The 20879-nt window shown below is 63.0% G+C and carries 15 protein-coding genes; 5 read left to right on the top strand and 10 right to left on the bottom strand.

The window, feature by feature from the left end:
* Nucleotides 1-91: 91 nt before the first annotated feature.
* The 10 genes from EJ079_RS22105 to EJ079_RS22060 all read right to left on the bottom strand — a co-directional run bounded on the left by EJ079_RS22105 (nucleotide 92) and on the right by EJ079_RS22060 (nucleotide 13833).
* Nucleotides 92-2653 carry an FAD-dependent oxidoreductase gene (locus EJ079_RS22105; RefSeq protein WP_127810161.1) on the bottom strand — a complete coding sequence of 854 codons (2562 nt, stop codon included), beginning with the start codon at nucleotides 2651-2653 and terminating at the stop codon, nucleotides 92-94.
* 159 nt (nucleotides 2654-2812) lie between these two features.
* On the bottom strand, nucleotides 2813-3571 hold the full coding sequence (locus tag EJ079_RS22100; protein WP_127330317.1) for an FkbM family methyltransferase: 759 nt from the start codon (nucleotides 3569-3571) through the stop codon (nucleotides 2813-2815).
* The gene (locus EJ079_RS22095; RefSeq protein WP_127810160.1) at nucleotides 3568-4800 is read right to left on the bottom strand and encodes a DUF2029 domain-containing protein; all 1233 of its coding nucleotides are present in this window, start codon (nucleotides 4798-4800) and stop codon (nucleotides 3568-3570) included. The genes EJ079_RS22100 and EJ079_RS22095 overlap by 4 nt, the downstream gene beginning before the upstream one ends.
* A 19-nt stretch (nucleotides 4801-4819) precedes the next feature.
* Nucleotides 4820-6250: an aspartate aminotransferase family protein gene (locus EJ079_RS22090; RefSeq protein ID WP_236383382.1), complete on the bottom strand. Its 1431-nt coding sequence runs from the start codon at nucleotides 6248-6250 to the stop codon at nucleotides 4820-4822.
* 104 nt (nucleotides 6251-6354) lie between these two features.
* Complete coding sequence (locus EJ079_RS22085; RefSeq protein ID WP_127810159.1) at nucleotides 6355-7362, bottom strand: NAD(P)-dependent oxidoreductase; 1008 nt, start codon at nucleotides 7360-7362, stop codon at nucleotides 6355-6357.
* Nucleotides 7359-7808: an EamA family transporter gene (locus tag EJ079_RS22080; protein ID WP_127397099.1), complete on the bottom strand. Its 450-nt coding sequence runs from the start codon at nucleotides 7806-7808 to the stop codon at nucleotides 7359-7361. Before EJ079_RS22080 ends, EJ079_RS22085 begins: the two co-directional genes overlap by 4 nt.
* Before the next feature lie 124 nt (nucleotides 7809-7932).
* Entirely contained in the window at nucleotides 7933-9285 is a 1353-nt protein-coding gene (locus tag EJ079_RS22075; RefSeq protein ID WP_127810158.1) for an FAD-binding oxidoreductase, read from the bottom strand.
* Between the two features lie 2 nt (nucleotides 9286-9287).
* Nucleotides 9288-10721 carry a UbiA family prenyltransferase gene (locus EJ079_RS22070; protein ID WP_127330329.1) on the bottom strand — a complete coding sequence of 478 codons (1434 nt, stop codon included), beginning with the start codon at nucleotides 10719-10721 and terminating at the stop codon, nucleotides 9288-9290.
* A 205-nt stretch (nucleotides 10722-10926) separates the two neighbouring features.
* Nucleotides 10927-11190: a hypothetical protein gene (locus EJ079_RS22065; RefSeq protein ID WP_164748978.1), complete on the bottom strand. Its 264-nt coding sequence runs from the start codon at nucleotides 11188-11190 to the stop codon at nucleotides 10927-10929.
* 156 nt (nucleotides 11191-11346) lie between these two features.
* Entirely contained in the window at nucleotides 11347-13833 is a 2487-nt protein-coding gene (locus EJ079_RS22060; RefSeq protein ID WP_127810157.1) for a mechanosensitive ion channel family protein, read from the bottom strand.
* A 240-nt stretch (nucleotides 13834-14073) separates the two neighbouring features.
* Here EJ079_RS22060 and EJ079_RS22055 point away from each other — a divergent pair, with 240 nt between their 5' ends.
* The 5 genes from EJ079_RS22055 (at nucleotide 14074) to EJ079_RS22035 (ending at nucleotide 20868) form a co-directional block, all read left to right on the top strand.
* Nucleotides 14074-15333, top strand: coding sequence for a sarcosine oxidase subunit beta (locus tag EJ079_RS22055; protein WP_127810156.1), 1260 nt, complete (start codon nucleotides 14074-14076; stop codon nucleotides 15331-15333).
* 17 nt (nucleotides 15334-15350) lie between these two features.
* Nucleotides 15351-15665: a sarcosine oxidase subunit delta gene (locus tag EJ079_RS22050; protein WP_127381894.1), complete on the top strand. Its 315-nt coding sequence runs from the start codon at nucleotides 15351-15353 to the stop codon at nucleotides 15663-15665.
* A complete protein-coding gene (locus tag EJ079_RS22045; protein WP_127810155.1) occupies nucleotides 15662-18655 on the top strand; it encodes a sarcosine oxidase subunit alpha in 2994 nt (997 codons plus the stop codon). The genes EJ079_RS22050 and EJ079_RS22045 overlap by 4 nt, the downstream gene beginning before the upstream one ends.
* Entirely contained in the window at nucleotides 18648-19250 is a 603-nt protein-coding gene (locus tag EJ079_RS22040; RefSeq protein WP_127398087.1) for a sarcosine oxidase subunit gamma, read from the top strand. Before EJ079_RS22045 ends, EJ079_RS22040 begins: the two co-directional genes overlap by 8 nt.
* Nucleotides 19251-19425: 175 nt before the next feature.
* Complete coding sequence (locus EJ079_RS22035; RefSeq protein ID WP_127810154.1) at nucleotides 19426-20868, top strand: MFS transporter; 1443 nt, start codon at nucleotides 19426-19428, stop codon at nucleotides 20866-20868.
* The last annotated feature ends 11 nt before the right edge of the window (nucleotides 20869-20879 follow it).

The raw sequence follows: 20879 nt of genomic DNA, 5'->3' as shown, positions 1-20879 counted from the left end.
GCAAGGGTAAGCGAAAACCGTCGGCTTAAAAAGAGAAAAGCCCGGCCGATGGCCAGGCTTTTGCCTTCATGCCCTTTGCGCCTGCCTGCAATCAACTGCGCGGCTTCAAATTCTCCGGATCGTAGAGCGGCTTGTAGCCGACAGCAGCCACTTCGACCGGATAGGTCTCGCCGAAATACTCGATCGTGAGCTTGCGGCCTTCTTGGGCGTACGCCCACGGCAGATAGGCAAGACCGATATTCTTGCCAATGGTCGGACCATAGGCCATCGAGGTGGTGAAAGACCGCCGGCCGAGTTCGTCTACCAGCGTTTCGCCGGTCTTCGGGTCCATCACCGGCATCGTGCCGACCGGATAGCGGGCCACGCCCTTCGCATCGACATTCTCGGTCATCACCAGCGTGCACAGCATGGCCGGCTGGTGCTCGCGAGCGCGGTATTCGACATGCTTGGCCTTGCCGCAGAAATCGTTCTCCTTGACCTTTGGACGAGCGAGGTCCGCTTCGAGCAGATTGTACTCGGTCAAAAGGTCGGCGTTCTGCAGGCGCAGACTCTTCTCCATGCGGCGCGTGTTGGCATAGGTCTCAACGCCGAAGGGCATCACGCCGGTCGAGCGCAAGGCGTCCCAGACGGCCAGGCCGTCCTCGTAGCGCATATGCAGCTCCCAGCCCTGCTCGCCGACATAGGAGATGCGGAAAGCGGTGACATCCTTGCCGCCGATCCGGACCGGCTTGATTGCCGCGAATGGGAAGTTCTCAACAGAGAGCCCGTCCGGATTTTCGACCACCTTCTGCAAGGTCGCCCGGGCGTTCGGCCCCCAGATGCCGATAGTGACGTATTTCTCGGTCACGTCGGTGATAGTAACGTCGAAGCCTTTGTCCTGTGCCGTGCGGCGCATGTACTGGAAGTCGCGCGGACCGGCGTCCGCGCCGTCGATCAAACGACAGCGGTCAGCCATGCGGATGACGGTAAAGTCGGCCCGCACCATGCCTTCCTCGTCGAGGAAGTGGGTGTAGATGCCCTTGCCGATGTTGTTGTCGCCGCCGATCTTGGCCGCGCACAGCCATTCCAGCAGCGCGACATGGTCGGGACCTTCGATGTCATACATGGCGAAATGCGACAGGTTGACGATGCCGCAATCCTCGCTCATCGCGAGATGTTCGGCATTGGAGACGCGCCAGAAATGGCGGTTGTCCCACTCATTCTCGCGCACCGGCACGCGGTTGCCGTATTTCTCCAAAAGGTGCTCGTTGGCGGCATAGCCGTGGGCGCGCTCCCAGCCGCCGAGCTCCATGAAATAACCGCCAAGTTCCTTCTCGCGCTCCCAGAACGGCGAGCGCCTGATATTGCGGGCCTTGGAGAACGGCTCGCGCGGATGCACCGCCGGATTGTAGACCTTCATCGCGGTCTCGGTGCAGCGATCCCAGATGAATTGCTCCTTGGTCTGGTGCGGATAGAACCGTGCATAGTCGATGGCATGGTGATCGATCGCGGTGCGGCCGTCGGTCATCCAGTCGGCGATCAGCTTGCCCATGCCGGGACCGTCCTTGACCCAGATGGCGACGGCATACCAAAGGCCCCGCACCTTCTGGCTTTCGCCCATGGACGGGCCGCCATCAGCCGTCACCTGGAGAAGCCCGTTGAAGGAATGGCTCTCGTTATAGCCGAGTTCGCCGAGGATCGGCGTCAGTTCCATGGCGCGTTCGAGCGGTGCCAGGATCTGCTCCATGTCTAGGTCGCGCTGTGAGGGCGAAAGCCGCGCCTGATTCTTCTCAAGCAGGTCGCGCGGATGGCAAAGGCGCGGATTGGTCTCTTCGTAGTAACCCCACTCGATCTGCCCGCCCTCGGCGGTCTTGGGATCGCCGGTGTCGCGCATATAGGCCGAATTGCCCTGGTCGCGCAGCAGCGGCCAGCCGATCTCCTTGCCCGTGCCGGCGAACTCGTTGTAGGGGCCGAAGAAGGTCAGCGGATGGTCGATCGGCATGACCGGCAGGTCTTCGCCCACCATTTCCGCAATCAGCCGGCCCCAGATCCCGGCGCAGACGACGACATAGTCGGCCTCAATGGTGCCGCGGTCCGTCACCACGCCTGATATGCGGCCGTCCTTGACGACAAGCGACCGAGCCGACGTGTTGGCGAAGGATTTGAGCTTGCCGGACGCTTCCGCCTGATCGACCAGCTTGCCGGCGACCGTCTGCGAGCGCGGGATGACCAGACCGGCATCGGGATCCCAAAGGCCACCCTGGACAATCGCTTCTTCGATGAGTGGAAATTTCTCCTTGATCTCGGCCGGCTCGATCAGGCGGGCGCGCGTGCCAAACGCCTTGGCCGAGGCGATCTTGCGCTTGATCTCCTCCATGCGGCCGTCGTCGCCGACGCGCGCGACCTCAAGGCCGCCGATGCGCGCGTAGTGGCCCATCTTCTCGTAGAAATCGATGGAGTAGAGCGTCGTCCAGCACGACAGGAAATCGTGGCTGGTCGTGTAGCAGAAGTCGGAGGCGTGCGCCGTCGAGCCGATGTCGGTCGGGATGCCCGATTTGTCGATGCCGACAATGTCATCCCAGCCGCGTTCGATCAGGTGATGGGCGATCGATGCGCCGACGATACCGCCCAGGCCGACGATGACGACCTTCGCCTTTTTCGGAAACTCTGCCATTGCCCGCGACTCCAAAGTGATAAAGCGTGCGGACTATAAGGCGGAGCAGCAGCACGATTGAAGCCTGTTTGCGACATTGGCAAAAAGCCGAGCGACCAGACGGCAGAATGCTTCCTGTCGGGCGCCTTGGACGGTTCGCTTTTCGAGGTGGACGCTAACTCAAGCAAACGCCCAGACGTCTTCGGCCTGGAAGCCGACCTGATAACCTGCTGTCTTCAGCTTGACCACAACCTGGCCGATCTCGGCAGCCGGCAGCGCGCCGACCTCGACCTTGATCATGCCGGGACGGTAGCGCTTGAGGTCGAGCTGTTCGAAGACGATCCAGTCGGCGCCCTCGCAATCGACGAGAAAGGCGTCGATATGGGTGATGCCGTTGCGGTCGAGCAGCGTCTGCAAGGTCTCGGATGGCACCTCGATGTCCCTGAGATGCGGCGCGAACTTGTTGAAGTTGGTGTCGGCCTCGCCCCAGGCATTCTTGCCCGACATCAGATTGGTGTCGGTGACCGACGAGCAGCCGATGAACTCGATCGGCAGCGCGCCGGCCTCGAGTGCGGCGGCATCGAAAGTGTGGACGGTGATCGTGCCCTTTGTCTTCGTCACCGCCACCGGCTCGATGATGAACCGGCTGGTGTCGGGGTAGTTGGCGCGCAGTCGTTTCTGATTGTACGGGATCGGCTCGACCAGCATCGCGCGTGCGCCAGCTATGCGGTGCAGCCACGGCGTCACATCGTCGAACAGCGCACCGTCGCAGGCACCGACATTGACCATCTGGAACGGTCGCCCTGCCCCACCAAATCGCGCCTTCAGCGCCGCCCTGGCCAGGAACTTCGTGCCGCGCAGCGACGGCCCGCGATCGAGAACACCACTTGGAAGACCAAGCGACAGGGCAACGCGCGCCAGGCTGGATAGCGAACTCATGGCTTGTCTCCGGGAATGATTGGCAAGGGCGCGCGATTCTGGCCACGAGCCGCGGCTGCCCACAGCGCCATGAACGGCGTCGCCAGCAGCAGGAATGGCGGGATCAGATGCGGGAAATAGATGCGCGTGTCGTGGATCGGAAAGACGGTGAACTTCGCCAGCGCGCCGAGCACCAGTGCCGCAAACAGAATGCCGGCGCGGCGGTCGAGGCGGAAGCCGGCGCGGGCGGCGGCAAACCAGCCGGCCAGTGCCAGCACCGACACGCCGGCCCAGCTGTTCAGGCTGACGGCGCGCAGCAGCGAGGCGGCAAACGCCCTGAGATAGGCGGTGACCGAGAATGGCGGTTCGAACCCGTCCATTTTGTAATGCTGCTCAATGCTGGAGAACCACAAATGCGGCCACCAGCCTGGATGATGCGCCCAGTGCGAAATGGCGAAATAGGCGACGAAGGAAGCGGCGAAGCCGGCCAGCGCGCCCCACGCCTTCTGCCGGAACGCAACCAGCAGCACGGCAAAAACAGAAAGGAAAACAATAATGTCCGGGCGCACCATGAAGGCGAGGAAGAGCAGGATCGCGGTCGCCACCTCGCGGCCGCGGACATAGGCGTAAAGTCCACCCAGCAACAGCGTCGACGTGAGCAGATCCGGCGTCGAGGCGCGCGCCGCATCGCCGAAATCGGCCATGATCAGCACCGCGCCGACCACAGGCGCCAAGGCCAGTGCCCCCTCGGAGCGCAGCCACATCAGGGCGATCGCGCCGAACAGCAGAACCGAGAACACTGAGACCAGGCGCATCGCCTCGACCGGCGACATCACCGCGCTCATCGTCGACAGTATCTCGGCATAGAGGAACTTGATCCGGTACATGCCAAGCAGGGAATGGAAGTCGGCCGCATTCTGCGCCATGTGGCTGCGGAAGCCGCCGCCATCGTCGGTCAGCGCCTTATAGTCGCCTGCGGACACGCCTGATTTGACAGTGCTGTAGGCATAGTCATGCAGCGCCTGGGCATCGGGATAGGTGCTTTCCTCCGATATAGCGAGATAGGGCAGCATGTCCCAGTTGGCGTCTGGCATCACCCAGGCGGTGAACGCTGTAAAAAGAATGTAAAGCGCGAAAGCCGCCGCGCCGATCGGTGCTGCCAGCCGCGCATAAGTCCCCTCGCCCCACGTCAGAACGGGCTCGGTGAGCCGGTCGACTGGGTTTTGTGGAGCGGGCGACTTGGTCAGCATCGTTGTATCCAGCGAGCGCTTAACGGACCTGGCTTTTGACGAAATCCTTCACGATTCCCACGATGCCGCGCGACAGCAGGCTGTCGAAGGCATCGACGAAGCGGTCGACATGCTCGCGCTGGCAGATCAGCGGCGGCTCGAGCCGGATGACGTTGCGGTTGTATTCGGTGAAGGCGACCAGCACATCGTAGTCGCGCAGCAGCAGCGCCCCGATGAAGCCCGACAGCGAACCCTTCAGCTTGTCGTCGAGCACGCTGACGATCGGCCGCAGCACCATCGGCAAGGTCTGCGAGAAGTCGTGGAACTCCAGGCCGATCATAAAACCCTTGCCGCGCACCTCCTTGATGATCTTCGGGTACTTTTCCCTGAGCGCCTGCAGGCGCTGCAGCAAATAGTCGCCGGTGACGGCGGCATTGTCGATCAGCCCCTCGTCGTAGAGCACGTTGAGCCCCTCGATCGAGGTGACGCAGGCCTCGCCCATGCCGCCGAAGGTCGCCATGGCATGGATCATCGCCGTTTTCGGCGTGCCATAGGCCTTCATATAAACCTCGCGCCGCGCGATCATCGCGCCGACCGCGGCCTTGCCCGCGCCAAGCGATTTGGCCAGCGCCGTCACATCGGGAATGACGCCGTAATGCTCGAAAGCATAGAAGCGGCCTGACCGGCCATAGCCGCACTGCACTTCGTCGGCGACCCACAACACGCCATACTGGTCGCACAGTGCGCGCAGCTTCTGCCAATATTCGGCCGGCGCCTGAATGATGCCGCCACCGCCCTGGATGGTTTCAAGCACGATGACCCCGACCTCCGGATCGGAGCGGAACAGGCGCTCGACCGCCTCGATGTCGGCAAACGGGATGCGGACCGTGTTTTCGGCCACCTTGAAGTCCGCGCGGTAAAGCTGCCCGTCGGTGATGCCCAGCACGCCTTTGGTCTTGCCGTGGAAGGAATTCTCGGCATAGACGATCTTCGGCCGCTTCGGACCGGCCGCGCGCTCGGCGAGCTTCACCGCCGCTTCCATCGCTTCCGAACCGGACGAGCCCAAAAATACCATGTCGAGATCGCCGGGCGAGCATTTGGCGATGTTGTGCGCAAGCGCTGCCGCATATTGCGACATGAAGGCGATGGCGATTTCCTGGCGCTTCTCTTCCTGGAATTTCTTGCGTGCTTCCAGGATGCGCGGATGATTGTGGCCAAAGGCCAGCGAACCGAAGCCGCCGAAGAAGTCGAGGATCTTGCGGCCGTTCTGGTCGATGTAGAACATACCTTCGGCACGCTCGATCTTGATCTTGTGGAAGCCGAGCAGCTTCATGAAGTGCAGCTGGCCGGGGTTGAGATGCGCCTTGAACAGGTCGGTCATGCGGGCAACGTCCATCGCCTTGGCCTGCTCGACGCTGATCAAATCGGGCTTGGCGATGGTGGCGGGCGACAGCGACGGCGCGCTGACCATGGTGCGCAAATTGGTCTGTTCGGGCTTGGCCATGACGGTCATTTCAATCTCCTGTCTGCACGCACGACCAGGATCGAGCGCAACGAAAGCTGTTTTGCGAGCCGCTATTCGGCGGGCACATGTTTGGTGGCGACGGCGTGACCGGCTTTCTTTGCGCGGTACTCGCTGTAGGCGGCGATCAGCATGTCCTCGTCGCGATATTGCGGCACCCAGCCGAGCTGACGCCCGGCCTTGGACACGTCGAGCACGCAGTCCTCGTCGGCGATCAGATACTGTTCCGGGTCCATGATCGGCATGTTCAAGAGGTCGAGCAGGTCCAGCGTGCGCTTGACCGCCCAGCCCGGTGTCGGGATCAGGATCGATTTCGAGCCGGCATGCCTGATCAGATCGCCGAGCAATTTCTTGACCGGCGGCGGGTTGAGCGAACCCAGATTATAGGCCTCATTAGGCACACCGGCCTTCCAGGCCGCGCGCGCGGCCTCGGCACAGTCGAACACCGAGATGAACTGATAGGGGTTCCTGCCCGAACCGATCATCGGCACCGGAAAATTCCAGTCGATCAGCTTGAACAGTTTCTCCAGAATGCCGAGCCGGCCGGGGCCGATGATCAGTCGCGGGCGAAACAGCGAGATCGACATGCCGCGCTTGCGCCATTCGGCGGCAAGCTCCTCTGTCTTCTGCTTCGACCAGCCATATTCGCCCAGCGGCGCCACCGGGTGCTCCTCGGTCATCGGCTGCGTGACCGTGTGGCCGTAGATCATGTCGGTCGTGTAGTGGACGAGTTTTGACGCACCGGCTCTGTCCATGGCCTGCATGATGTGCTCGGTCCCATGAAAATTCACCGGGAAGAAGAAATCGTGCCGCTTGGCGCGCACCTGGATCGGCGACAGCATCTTGGCCGACAGATTATAGACCATGTCGTCGGCCTTCAGCCCAACCGCCGCGACCGATGCAGGATCGGTGACGTCGCACTGGACAAAGCGGACAGTGCGGTAATGCGGCAGGTCGCTTTTGACGATATCGGCGACGACGACCTCTTCACCATCGGCCACAAGTTTCGGGGCGAGATGGCGGCCGACGAAACCGTCGCCGCCGAAAATCACATGTCTCATCGAACAGTCTCGTTTGCTTGGATCTTGTCAGGCGTGATGGAAGCCGTCTGGTCTTCATGCCCTCGCTCGCCCAAATCCCGGCCACTTTGGGCGATCAGCACCGTGCCGACGCAGATGAAGGCGATGCCGGCGATGCGCCAGCCATTGAGGTCCTCGCGGAAGACGAAATAAGCGAAGATGGCGACGGCAACATAGGCGAGGCTGAGGAACGGATAGGCGAAGGAGAGCTCGACCTTGGACAGCACATAGAGATGCGATGCCATCGAGATGACGAAGGTACACAGGCCAAGGAACACCCAGGGGCTGAAAACGATCTGCAGCAACTTGACGAGCGGATTGACGCCCTCGAACGAGATCGGCCCGAGCGACATCATGCCTTGCTTCAGCATCAGCTGCGCGGCGGCATTGGTCATGACTGTAAAGAGAATGAAGACGATGTATTTCATGTGTTCCAAGCCACCCCTTCACGCTTGCTATTACAAACCCGCAAACATTTGGTGAAGTCCCAACAATATTTTGAGTAAATCGCGTTATTAAGCATCAACTAACCAGGAATTATTCGAGTTTTATCTATTCGGCCGCCTCGACCGAGCCTCGTCGCGCATCCAACCTCTTCGCGGTGCGCGCCCAGAAGTCAGACATGAAGGCGTGGTCGCGGAGCGCTTCCAGCCGCTGCCATTCGGGAAAGGACGAGGCGAATATCTCGGCGGCCATGCGGGCGTCCTTGTATGGATTGACCGCGCCGCCGGCCTCGACCGTGATGCGGTCGAGTTCCCGCAGCAATGTCAGTGTCGCGGCACCCCTGTTGGGGAAATCCAGCGTCAGCGTGTAGCCAGGGCGCGGGAACGACAGCAGTGCCGGCGAGCGGATGGAGCCAAAGCGCTTCAGCACGGTGAGGAACGAGCCCTGCCCTGCTTGCCTTGCAGCCGCCAGCAATGCCGGCACGGCCTCGCGCGCCGTCTCTTCCGGCACCACGCTCTGGTGCTGGAAAAGCCCTTTCGGCCCATAAAGCCGGTTCCAGTCGCGCACGCCGTCGAGCGGGAAGAAGAAGCCCTGATATCCGGCCTGGCGCGGCACCGTTGCCCGGCTCTTCCTCCACCTGTAGGCAGCGTTGAAGGCGGTCAGGAACGGCCGGTTGAGCACATTGAATGGCGGCTGGACCGGCACCGAGAAATTGCCACCGGCGCGCGAGGCGGCATGCGAGCCGTGCTCGGCGTGATTACCAGTGAACAGCAGGCCGCGACCGCTGTTGCGGCCATCGGCCAACTGGTCGATCCAGGCGACCGCATATTCATTGGCTTGATCGGCCGCCTCGGCCAAACCGAAGAATTCGTAGAGATCGCGAAACGGGGTCGCCTTTTCGACGATGTCGAGCGAATGCACCCGCATCAGCCGGATCGAGGCCGACAGGATGAGGCCGGTCAGCCCCATGCCGCCGATCGTTGCCGCAAACAGCCGCGCATTGTCCGATGCCGAGCAGCGGTGGGTCTTTCCGTCGGACCTGAGCAGCGTGAAGCTCTCGACATGGCAGCCGAATGTCCCGCGCCGATGATGGTTCTTGCCATGCACGTCGTTTGCGATGGCGCCACCCAGCGTGACGAATTGGGTGCCGGGCACAACCGCCGGGAAGAAGCCGTGTGGGGCAGCGTGGGCGATGATGTCGGACAACAGCACGCCGGCATCCGCCTCGAGAACACCGGTTTCGGCGTTGAAGGCACGAATCCGGTTCAGCGAGCGCATGTCGACGACCGCGCCGGCCGCGTTCTGGCAGGAATCGCCGTAGGAGCGGCCATTGCCATAGGCAAGCAGTGACGCTGGCTTGGCCTGACCGCCCTTCAGCAGCGAGATAGCCTCGTCGGCACCGATGGCGCGCGGCGCCGGCGGCGTAGCAAGGCCAAAGCTCGGGAACCGCTCAGTGGCCATGCCTACCAGCCCCCGATGACCAGCATCACTGCACCGATCAGCACAACGATCTGGCTGCGCCAGTCGCGGATGATGAAGACGACCGGATCGTCATGCATCTCGTTGCGGCGCGCCAGGATCCAGACGCGCATGGTGAGATAAAGCACGATCGGTGCCAGCGGCCAGATCAGCCATGGATGCGGATAGAGCTCGCGCACCGCGACACTGTCCATGTAGAGCGCCAGCACCAGCGCCGAGGAGAAGGCCGAAGCCATGCCGGCCTGGGCGACGATCTCCTGGTCTTCGGTGCGATAGCCGCGGCCGGCAATGCGCTCGCCAGGCGGAATGGCGGTGGTGCGCAGTTCGACGAAGCGCTTCACCAGCGCCAGCGACAGGAAGAAGAAGATAGAGAAGGCCAGTAGCCAGAACGAGACGTCGACGCCGGTCGCCGCCGCACCGGCCAGGACGCGGATCGTGTAGAGGCCGGCGAGTGTCAGCACATCGACCAGCAGCATGCGCTTGAACGACAGCGAATAGGCCGTCGTGACGACCATATAGCCGCCGAGCACAGCCATGAATTCGGGCGACAGGAACAGCCCGGTGCCGATGCCGATCGCCAGAAGCACCGCGATTGCGCCAAGTCCGAACGGGATCGACAGCGCACCGCTGGCGAACGGCCTGTTGCGCTTGGTGAGGTGTTTGCGATCGAGCGCGAGGTCGAAGAAATCGTTGAGGATATAGATGGCCGACGCCACCGCACTGAACGAGACGAATGCCAGCAGGCATTGCCAGATCATGTCGGTGTTGAAATATTCATGCGAGAGCACCATCGGCACTGCGATCAGCGAATTCTTCAGCCACTGATGGACACGCAGCATCTTGACGATGGTCCGCAAAGTCGGCTTCGGCGCCGGCATCGTCTCGGCGCCATGCGCTGCCTGCCAGCGCGCGGCATGGCGGTCGGGCGCGACGACGATGGCGTTGCGCGCTGCATCGAAGACCTGGAGATCGTGACGGCTGTTGCCGGCATAGTCGAAACCGCCATCGCCATAGGCTGCGATCAGCGAAGCGCGCTTCCTGCCCGAGGTGAGATTGGCGAGACCATCGGTGGCCAGCACCTGGTCGAAAATGCCGAGATGGGCCGCGATGGCGTCGGCGAACTTGCGCGGCGTACCGGTTGCCAGCACGATCTTGCGGCCCTCGGCGTGTTCGGTCCGGAGGCGGCAAAGCAGCACTTCGCGATAGGGCAGCGATGCCGGATCGATGTCGATGCGTTGCGCGATTGCCTGCTTCAGCCGCGCCGGCCCGCCGGCGATCCAGAACGGTACCAGGAAGATATAGAGCGGGTTCTTCTTGAGAAGGATGAACAGCCCTTCCCACAACAGATCGGTCGCGATCAGCGTGCCGTCGAGATCGACCGCAAGCGGTATTGCGTTCCTGTCCGACCGCGCATCCATGTCCGTTCTGCCCTGCCCGCGTAGAGTTGCGCGCCGCTTTCCGGCGTCTTGAGGCTGGTATAGCGGGCGATGGCGTAGCGAACGTTAAAACGCCCGGTTGCAGACGGCTGCCGTGACGGTATTTCCGGCGTCATTGTTAAGCAACTGCTACCGGAAACAATAAAAGGCCGAGCAAATGCCCGGCCCTCAAGATATGCAACCGGAATTACTTGATTCGGGCGACGCCGCCCGAGATTTCGATGGTTTCCGAACCGGTCAGAGCTTCGAGGTCGCCGTTCGGCAAGGTGACGAAACAGCCATTCGGGCAGAACTCAACCGTTTCGCCACCAGCCAGCGCGAGGTCGGTCTTGCTGCCGCCCTCGGTCACGACCAGCGTGCGGGTCTCGGCGTCCTTGTTGACCGCGCTTGCGGCATGGACCGAGCCGATGGCGGCGACCAGGGCGACGGCAGCGACGAGAGACTTCCACATGGTGCAATATCGGTGTTCCCACCGCCTCTGTTGCATTTCGCAAGGCAATTTCGCCTTTGCATGGGAGCTTATAGGAGATGGAAGCTGAACCGCAACTGAATGCCGCATTCATGCCGCAATCGGTTCCGGCAGGATCAAGGTCGACGGAGTCCCAGCTTAGTCCGGATCTGGCTTCTTGGTTTTGCGGGACTTGACCAGCCGCTTCTTCTCCGCCTCGGCTTCGGCCTTTATCTGCTCCTGTTCGGCGAAGTCGGCCTCGATCTTGTCGTCGTCTGTCGGCCACGCCTTGGGCTTATGGGCCTCGACCACGGCGCGCGGCGTCGAGGGCATCTCGATGTGTTCGCTGCTGAATTTTTCGAGGACGGCAAAACGGATGTCGTTCTGCGCGATGTTGCCATTCATCACATCGGCCAGGAACACGCGGATCTCGAATTCCAGGGCGGCAGGGCCGAAATTGGAAAACAGCACGAAGGGTTCGGGGTTCTTCAGCACCATCGGGTGGCTGCGGGCGATCTCCAGCAGGACGGCATGAACCTGCTTGACGTCGCTGCCGTAAGCGACGCCGACCTTGATGTCGACGCGGCCGAGCTTGTTGCGGTGCGTCCAGTTGCCGACGGCGTTGTTGATCAGGTTCGAATTGGGCAGGATCACCGATTGCCGCTGGAAGGTTTCGATCTCGGTGGCGCGCACGCTGATCTTCTTGACTGTGCCGCTGACATCGCCGGCAACGATCCAGTCGCCCACCTTGAATGGTCGCTCGGCCAACAGGATCAGGCCGGAAACGAAATTGGACACCACGTTCTGCAGGCCAAAGCCGATACCGAGGGAAAGAGCGCCGGCGACCAGCGCCAGGCTGGACAGGTCTATGCCCGCCGCCGAGATCCCGACCAGTGCCGCGAGCGCGACGCCGGCATAGCCGACCGCCAGCCTGATCGAGTTGCGCACGCCGGTATCGACCTTGCCACGCGCCATCACCGAACCGTCGAGCCAGCCCTGGAACCAGCGCGTCAGGAAATAGCCTATGATGAAGACGACGATGCCGGAGAGGATGCCGGTCACCGAAATGGTCACCGACCCGATGTTGATCCCGGTTGCGAGCTTGTAGGCCCAAGCCTGGATATCGCCCAGCTGGAAACCCCACATCAGCAGGATCAGCGGCAGGAACACCAGCACGATCATCACATTGATGGCAACGCTGACGACAAGGCCTAGCTGGTCGAGGGCCGTATCCTCGTAGCTGGATTTGGCCGACAGCCAGCGCCCGACGGTCGTGTTGGCGAAAGCACCCTCCTCGCCGATCGCCTGTGCCGACAGGAAACCGATATAGGCGGTGATCAGCGCGGTGCCGGTAACGACGACCTGCAGCGAAACGAACAGAGCGAGGCCGATGTAACCAAGCAGCGCCGCGACGATGGTGAAAAGACCGAGTGCAAGCGCCGTATAGCGCAGCCATGCCGGCCACGGCCGCCAACTTCCATCACGCGCCTTGAATGGCCTCAGCATCGCCATCAGGATCAGGATGACGCCGACGATGATGGTTGCGCCGAAACTGCGGGCAATGGTCAATGACAGCGGCGAGCCCATTTTGTCGTTGATCACCGACAGGAAGGTGTTGACGCTGATGACCACGGCCATGGCGGTGGTCAGGCGCACCAGCCAGCGCGCCGGCCCCGTTTCAACCGGGATAAGGCGCCAGTTCGGCAGCCGCGGCTCCAGCGCCGCATTGGTCAGCCGGTTGACGCAGAACACCACGCCGATGGCGGTCGCCAATGCATTGAGGAACAGGCCAATATCACCGCGCAACACATTGTAATAATTGAAGAAGAAAATCGTCGATCCCAGAAAGGCGGCAACCGCCAGCGTTGGCAGCAAGGTTGACCAGAAAGCCACCGATAAGCGGCTGAGATAGGACGGGTCTTCATTGGAGGGATCGGCTTCGAACACCCTCCCGAACAGCCGCCTGCCGCCGACCAGCAGCACCAGCGCCAGCCCGAGCGCCACGAAGGTCGCTGCGAGGATGGCCTGGAACTTGAACTTGAAAGCGAAGCTCAGCCAGGAAGACACCGCCTTGTACAGATTGGTGTATTCGTCCTGGGCGTCGGAGAACACCTGCGGGCTCAGCGCATCCGACAGCACGTAGCGTTTGGTCAAAAGGTTGCGGAACAACTCGCTGCGCATATTGCCGATCTTATCGATCAGCCCGCTGATGCGGATCGACAGGGCCTGGGCCTGCGAGATGACCGCATTGATCTCGGCCTTTTCCGACACCAGCGCCTGGCGTTCGCCGCTGACGATGTCGGGCTCCGGCGGCTGGCCCGCCGCAGGTGCCGCGCCAAGCTGCTCAAGACGGCTGTTGATCTCGCCAAGACGCGTGCGGAAGGCCAGTGCGCTGTTCAGCGATTGCCGAGACAACTCCTCGAGCTGCAGGCGGATATCGACAAGGCTGCTATCCTCCTCGGCGTCCTGCTGGATCTGCTTCTCGAAATTGTCGGTCTTGGTCGTCAGGTCCTGGATGATCTTCTGCTGGTCGGCGACCAGTCCGGCGGGCGCCTGGCCGAGCCCTTGTGCAGCCGCGTCGAACGACATCGGCGCCGAAACGACAAGCGCGAGGAGCAAAATGAGACGAAGCAATCGGAAAAGCATGATTTGTTGGCGACTCATCTGCGGCAAAGGCAATTTGAAAAGCCTGCCCTTGATAAAGACGGCCCTATCATGGGGCAAGCCGTCGTATAGCGAGCCCATCCGATCATTGGCGCCAACAAATCACTCACCCCCATCGATCCATCTCAAGCGTCGGCCAGTCGAAAGGCGATGGCGCAATATTGGCTTTGCGGGTGCGGCCTGCTCTATAGTCTGCCGCATCGCCCGAACCGGATGACATCAATGGCAGAGTACTCGGCCTTTTCGCTGCTCGCGAACGCGCTCAAGGGAAACAAGGATTGGAAGCCGGCATGGCGCAAGCCTGACCCGAAGGCGTCCTATGACGTCATCATCATCGGTGGCGGCGGTCATGGGCTGGCGACCGCCTATTATCTTGCCAAGGAACACGGCATCACCAATGTCGCCGTTGTGGAAAAGGGCTGGCTCGGTTCCGGCAATGTCGGCCGCAACACCACGGCGGTGCGCTCGAACTACCTGCTGCCGGCCAACACCCGCTTCTACGAACACTCGATGAAGCTGTGGGAGAACCTCTCGCATGAGCTCAACTACAACGTCATGTTCTCGCAGCGCGGCTGCCTGAACCTAGCGCACACGCCGGCCCAGTTCGACGACTATGCAAGGCGCGGCAACGCCATGCGCCATCTCGGCGTCGACGCCGAACTGATGACGAAAGCTGAGATCAAACGTCTGATCCCGGCGCTCGATGTCTCCGAAAGCGCGCGCTTCCCGGTGGTCGGCGGCTTGATGCAGCGCCGCGCCGGCACCGCCCGCCACGATGCGGTGGCCTGGGGCTATGCGCGTGGCGCCGACCGGCGTGGCGTCGACGTCATCGAGAATTGCGAGGTCACCGGCTTTCTGCGCGATGGCGACCGTATATCAGGCGTCACCACGTCGCGCGGCGACATCCGCGCCAGGAAGGTGGCCGTGGCGGTCGCCGGCAGCACCGGACGGGTCATGCAGATGGCCGGCATCGAGACGATGCCGATCGAGAGCCATGTGCTGCAGGCCTTCGTGACGGAATCGCTGAAACCCTTCATCGATACCGTCGTCACCTTCGGCATGGGCCATTTCTACATGTCGCAGTCGGACAAGGGCGGCCTCATCTATGGCGGCGACATCGACGGCTACAACAGCTACGCCCAGCGCGGCAATCTGCCTGTCGTCGACGAGGTGATGAGCGAAATGCTGGCGCTGTTTCCGGGCCTTGCGCGCGTGCGCATGCTGCGCTCCTGGGGCGGCGTCTGCGACATGTCGATGGACGGCTCGCCGATCATCACCACCGGCCCCCTGCCCGGCATGTATCTCAACTGCGGCTGGTGCTATGGCGGCTTCAAGGCGACGCCGGCTTCCGGCTGGTGCTTCGCCTGGACCATCGCCAAGGACCAGCCGCACGATCTCAACGCCCCCTTCACCCTCGACCGCTTCCACCGCGGCCTGGTGATCGACGACAAGGGCCAGGGTGCAAACCCCCGGCTGCATTAGGCATTAGGTAGAGTTCAATGTTGATCACTTGCCCCTATTGCGGTCCGCGCGACGTCATCGAGTTCACCTATCAGGGTGACGGCAACCGCGAGCGTCCCGATCCTGCCTCTCAGAATTTCGAGGCGTGGAATGCCTATGTCTATGACAGGCTGAACCCGGCCGGGGATCACAACGAGATTTGGCAGCATTCCGGCGGCTGCCGCGCGCATCTGCGCGTCGTGCGCAACACGCTGACGCATGAGATTTCCAGCGTTGCCTTCGTGCGCGGTGATCATCAAGGGCGCGGCGATCATGGCTCCGCCGCGCGCCGCAAGGCGGAGGACAAGGCATGAGCCCGCGCCGCGCCGATACCGGCGGCCGCATCGACCGGCTGAAAACCATCCGCTTCACCTTCGACGGCACGGCCTACACCGGCCATGCCGGCGACACGCTGGCGTCGGCCCTGCTGGCCAAGGGCGTCACGCTTTACGGACGTTCGTTCAAATACCACCGCCCGCGCGGCCTGCTCACAGCCGGCGTCGAGGAACCCAACGCGCTGGTGACGGTGCTGAAGGGCGAGGTTCGTGAACCCAACATTCCGGCGACCATGGTCGAGATCCATGACGGCCTGGTTGCCATCAGCCAGAACCGCTTTCCCTCGCTTGCCTGGGACATCAACGCCGTCAACCAGCTCGGCGGCAACATCCTGTCGGCCGGCTTCTACTACAAGACCTTCATGGGACCGGTGTTTGGGCCGCTCAAAGGCACACGCTTCTGGATGTTCTGCGAACACCTCATCCGCCGCGCCGCCGGTCTCGGCAGCGCCGGAACGGCGAAGGACCCGGCCCGCTACGAGCGCATGAACGCCTTTTGCGACGTGCTGGTGGTCGGCTCGGGGCCGGCCGGCCTGATGGCCGCCAGGACCGCCGCCGATCAGGGAGCGCGCGTCATGCTGGCCGATCTCGAGCCGCTTTTCGGCGGTTCGGCCAACTGGTCCGGGGAAAGCATCGATGGCGCGCCTGCCGCCGACTGGGCGCGGCGCGCGGTCGCCCAGCTCGCAGGCCGCGACAATGTCCGGCTTCTACCGCGCACCACGGTGTGGGGTTATTACGACAACAACACGCTTGCCGCGCTCGAACGGGTCAGCGACCACAAGGATCAACCAGGCAAGGGCGAGCCGCGCCATCGCTATTGGGCGATCCGTGCCAAATCCGTGGTCCTGGCCACCGGTGCGTTCGAGCGGCCGCTCGTGTTCCCCGGCAATGACCGGCCAGGCGTGATGCTGGCGCATGCAGCCGAGCGCTATGCCAACGAATTCGGCGTGCTGCCGGGCGAGCGGATAGCGCTGTTCACCAACAATGACAGCGCCTATCGGGCGGCCGTCGCCTTGAAGAAGGCCGGTGCCGCGGTCGTCGCCATCGCCGATGTTAGGCCGGAACTTTCGCCGGAGATGCGCAAGCTGGCCGCGGAAGCCGAGGCCGAGATCTTCGCTGGCCATGCCGTCGTCGCCACCGAAGGCGGAAAGGCGCTGTCCGGCCTCAAACTGCAACGCTTCGATATGGCCAACGGCACGCTCATCGGCGATGCACGCAGCATCCATGCCGATTGCCTGCTGATGTCGGGCGGCTGGTCGCCGACCATCCATCTGGCCAGCCAGGCCGGCGCCAAGGCGGAATGGAATGCCGCGCGGCAGGCCTTCCTGCCGCCGAAGCCGACACAGAGCTGGATCGGCGCCGGCGCCTTCACCGGCAGTTTCTCCACCGCCGAAGCCATCGCCGAAGGCCGCGCCGCAGGCCTTGCCGCAGCCGGTGGCCCCAGCGCGCCTTCTGTATTGCCGGTGGTGGAAGCCGTGCCCGGCGATCCTGATCCCGCGCCGGTGTTCGAGATCAGGGCCAAGGGCAAGAGCTTTGTCGACTTCCAGCACGACGTGACGGCAGAGGACGTGCGGCTGGCGCACCGGGAAGGCTTTGTCTCGGTCGAGCATCTGAAACGCTACACCACGCTCGGCATGGCGACCGACCAGGGCAAGAGCTCCAACGTGCCCGGCCTTGCCATCATGGCCGAAGCGCTGGGCAAGCCCATCCCCGAGGTCGGCACGACGCGCTTCCGGCCGCCCTTCGCGCCGGTGTCGATCGGCTCGCTGGCGGCGGAACGTTTTGGCGATCTCAAGCCCGAACGATTGACCCCGATGCATGATTGGCATCTGGCCAACGGCGCGACCATGTATTCAGCGGGCCTCTGGTATCGCCCGATGATCTACGGCCATGCAGGCGAAACGGTCGAGCAGGCCTATGTGCGCGAAGCCAAGGCGACACGCGAAAGCGCAGGGATCGTCGATGTCTCGACATTGGGCAAGATTGCCGTGCAGGGCCCCGACGCCGCCGCATTCCTCGACCGCGTCTACACCAACATGTTTTCGACGCTGGCCGTCGGCAAGGCCCGCTACGGTCTGATGCTGCGCGAGGACGGCCTTGCTTTCGACGACGGCACCACCTGGCGGCTCGGCGAGCAGGACTTCCTGATGACCACCACCACCGCCAATGCCGGCAAGGTGATGCAGCATCTGGAATATTTCCTCGACGTGATCTGGCCGGAGCTGAAAGTCCACGTCACCTCGGTGACCGACGAATGGGCGGGGGCCGCGATCGGCGGGCCGAAGGCCAGGCAGATCCTCGCCTCTTGTGTCACCGGCACCGCAGTCGACAATGCCACCTTGCCCTTCATGGGCCTCGTGCGCGGCGAGATAGCAGGCGTGCCGGTGATGATCTGCCGGCTGTCCTTCTCCGGCGAAATGGCGTTCGAAGTCTATTCCGGCGCCGGCCACGGCACCCATGTCTGGGAAGCGCTTGTCGAGGCCGGCAAACCGTTCGGGCTGGTCACCTACGGGCTCGAGGCGCTGGGCACCATGCGCATCGAAAAAGGCCATGTCACCGGCGCCGAGATCGACGGCCGCACCACGGCGCGCGACCTGCATCTCGACTGGATGCTGTCGAAGAAGAAGCCGTTCATCGGCTCGGCGATGATGGACCGCGAAGGCCTGATCGCGTCGGACCGCCTGGAACTGGTCGGCCTGATCGCCCTCGACAACCTACCGTTCAATGGCGGCGCGCACATCGTCGAGGAGGTTGACGAGGCCAATCCGCACGGCTCGATCGGTCACATCACCGCCTGCTGCTATTCACCGGCGCTCGGCAGGCATATCGCGCTGGCGCTGGTCAAGGGCGGCAAGGCACGGCAGGGCACGCGCGCTCATGTCTCCGATCCCTTGCGCAACCGGTTTGGACCGGTCGAGATCGTCTCCAACCACTTCTTCGATCCGGACGGGAGCCGCATGCATGGTTGAGCGCCAATCACCCGAACCCTTGTCGCCGCTTGAGCCTGAATTCCATGTCGGCTCGCACGGCAATTTCGAGCACGGCGTCGAGATCATCCTGACCGAGACAAGGCCGGGCTCGATCGTGCAGCTCGCCGCGTGGCCCGGCGAGGAGAAGAAGCTGATAGCAGCCATCCGCACCGTCACCGGGCTTGCCCTGCCCGATGGCGCCGGCGGCGGCTTGAGCGACGGCGTGAAATCGGTGTTCGGCTTCGCGCCGGGAAAGTTCACCGTTGCCGATGAAGCCGAAGGCCTGGCTGCGGCCTTTGCCAAAGTGGTGACCCCCGCCATTGGCACCGTGACCGACCTCTCGCACGGCCGCACCGCCATCCGCATTGCCGGGCCGAAGGCGGAATGGGTGCTGGCGAAATTCTTCGCCATCGACTTCGCGCTGCCGGCCTTTCCGGTCGGCGCCGGCCGTTCGACCACCCATCACGACATCTTCGCCCAGATCCAGCGGACCAGTGCCGACCAGTTCGACATCTATGTCTTCCGCTCGTTCGCACGCTCTTTCTGGAAGGCGCTCTGCCATGCCAGCGAGGAAGTCGGCTACGAGGTGCAGTAGGCGGCGCGGCCGGATGGCCGCGTTGCCCACATCTGGCATCAACGCCAGCCGCTTCTGCCGCTCGAGAATCGGGCCGCCGGCGCCCATGGTGCGAAAACGTGGCCGCCCAACCGGCCCGAGGGATATGAAATCCCTTCTTCAAGAGTCGGCACATTCGTTTGGTTCGAACATCTCCATGACCGCAGAACTATCCGCCGGCGCCACGGATCGCGCCGATGTGCCGGCCAGAGCCCTGCTCCTGCTGCCGCTGACGGTTGCCTGCGGCGTGTTCATGACCAGCCTCGACCAGAATGTCGTGGTGACCGCGCTGCCGGGCATCAGCGAAAGCCTCGGCCGTCCGCCCAGCCAGCTCGGCCTCTTGATTACCGTCTATGTCGCCAGCCTGATCATCTCGATGCCGCTTGGCGGCTGGGCCGCCGACCGCTTCGGACTGCGCAATGTCTACTGTTTTGCCTTGCTGGTGTTCGCCGCCTCGTCGGCGCTCTGCGGACTGTCCGACAACATCTGGACGCTGGTTGGTGCGCGTGCGCTGCAAGGCTTCGGCGGCGCCTTGATGGGCACACTCGGCCAAGTCGTCATCCTGTCGACCTTTCCGCGCAGCCGAACGCTGAAGATCAACATGTACATCTCGCTGGCCGGCCAGTCCGGACCGTTGGTCGGTCCGCTCGTCGGGGGCGCGCTGACCACCTACATTTCCTGGCGCTGGATCTTCTTCATCAACGTGCCGTTCGCGCTGGCGGCGGCAATTCTTGCCGCCTCGCTGTTTCCGACGATGACCAAGCCCGTGCGCACGCCGTTCGATTTTCCGGGCTTCCTGCTGGTCGGCAGCGGCATGGTGCTGCTCGTCTTCGGCATGGATTCGCTTGCTGCCAAGGATGCCGCGGGCGGCATCATCGCCGCAGAACTGGCGCTGGCGCTGGCCATCCTGACCATCGCCTCGTTCTACTGCCTGCGCGTGCGCAATCCGCTGCTCGATCTCAAGCTGTTGCGCATCCGTACCTTCCGCATTTCGTTCCTCACCGGCGGCGGGCTGGACACGATCGGCCTCAGCTCGGTGGTGTTCCTGCTGCCCTTGATGTTCCAGCTCGGCTTCGGCATGAGCGCGGTGCAGGCGGGATCGCTGACCTTCGTCGCCGCGGTCGGCTCCGTGGCCATGCGCTTCTTCATGCCGCGCGTCCTCAACCGTTTCGGCTTTCGCCGCGTGCTGGTCTACAACACGCCCATCGTTGCCGCCATGGTCGCCGGCTTCGCCTTGATGCAGGCGACCACGCCGGTGTGGATCGTGCTGACCTACATCTTCGTCTTCGGCGTCTTCCGCTCCGCGCAATGGGCCTCGACCGGCAATCTCGCCTATTCCGACATCGCGCCCGAGCAGCTCGCCCGCTTCAGCGCGCTCTATTACATATTATGGCAGCTAGCGGTGGCGATCAGCGTCGGCCTGGCTGCGGCGGCATTGTCATTTCTGGCCGGCGGCGGTGCAGCCGTCGCCAACGATTTCCGAATCCTGTTCGTCATCGAGGGCATCATCACGCTCTGCGCGCTGCTTGCCTACCTCAAGCTGACGCCACAGGACGGTGCCCATGTCAGTGGCCACGGCGCACAGATGAACACCGAATGAGGCTGGCTGGC

The sequence above is a fragment of the Mesorhizobium sp. M7A.F.Ce.TU.012.03.2.1 genome (assembly GCF_004006095.1).
Classification (GTDB): domain Bacteria; phylum Pseudomonadota; class Alphaproteobacteria; order Rhizobiales; family Rhizobiaceae; genus Mesorhizobium.
Note: the sequence above shows the minus strand (reverse complement) of the source record. Positions and strands in the feature narration are given on the sequence as shown.

Coding starts and splice junctions, on each gene's coding strand:
- EJ079_RS22100 (WP_127330317.1), bottom strand. CDS start 3,571: ATGAGTTCGCTATCCAGCCTGGCGCGCGTTGCCCTGTCGCTTGGTCTT.
- EJ079_RS22050 (WP_127381894.1), top strand. CDS start 15,351: ATGTTGATCACTTGCCCCTATTGCGGTCCGCGCGACGTCATCGAGTTC.
- EJ079_RS22055 (WP_127810156.1), top strand. CDS start 14,074: ATGGCAGAGTACTCGGCCTTTTCGCTGCTCGCGAACGCGCTCAAGGGA.
- EJ079_RS22040 (WP_127398087.1), top strand. CDS start 18,648: ATGGTTGAGCGCCAATCACCCGAACCCTTGTCGCCGCTTGAGCCTGAA.
- EJ079_RS22075 (WP_127810158.1), bottom strand. CDS start 9,285: ATGGCCACTGAGCGGTTCCCGAGCTTTGGCCTTGCTACGCCGCCGGCG.
- EJ079_RS22105 (WP_127810161.1), bottom strand. CDS start 2,653: ATGGCAGAGTTTCCGAAAAAGGCGAAGGTCGTCATCGTCGGCCTGGGC.
- EJ079_RS22085 (WP_127810159.1), bottom strand. CDS start 7,362: ATGAGACATGTGATTTTCGGCGGCGACGGTTTCGTCGGCCGCCATCTC.
- EJ079_RS22065 (WP_164748978.1), bottom strand. CDS start 11,190: ATGTGGAAGTCTCTCGTCGCTGCCGTCGCCCTGGTCGCCGCCATCGGC.
- EJ079_RS22070 (WP_127330329.1), bottom strand. CDS start 10,721: ATGGATGCGCGGTCGGACAGGAACGCAATACCGCTTGCGGTCGATCTC.
- EJ079_RS22045 (WP_127810155.1), top strand. CDS start 15,662: ATGAGCCCGCGCCGCGCCGATACCGGCGGCCGCATCGACCGGCTGAAA.
- EJ079_RS22095 (WP_127810160.1), bottom strand. CDS start 4,800: ATGCTGACCAAGTCGCCCGCTCCACAAAACCCAGTCGACCGGCTCACC.
- EJ079_RS22080 (WP_127397099.1), bottom strand. CDS start 7,808: ATGAAATACATCGTCTTCATTCTCTTTACAGTCATGACCAATGCCGCC.
- EJ079_RS22035 (WP_127810154.1), top strand. CDS start 19,426: ATGACCGCAGAACTATCCGCCGGCGCCACGGATCGCGCCGATGTGCCG.
- EJ079_RS22090 (WP_236383382.1), bottom strand. CDS start 6,250: ATGGTCAGCGCGCCGTCGCTGTCGCCCGCCACCATCGCCAAGCCCGAT.
- EJ079_RS22060 (WP_127810157.1), bottom strand. CDS start 13,833: ATGCTTTTCCGATTGCTTCGTCTCATTTTGCTCCTCGCGCTTGTCGTT.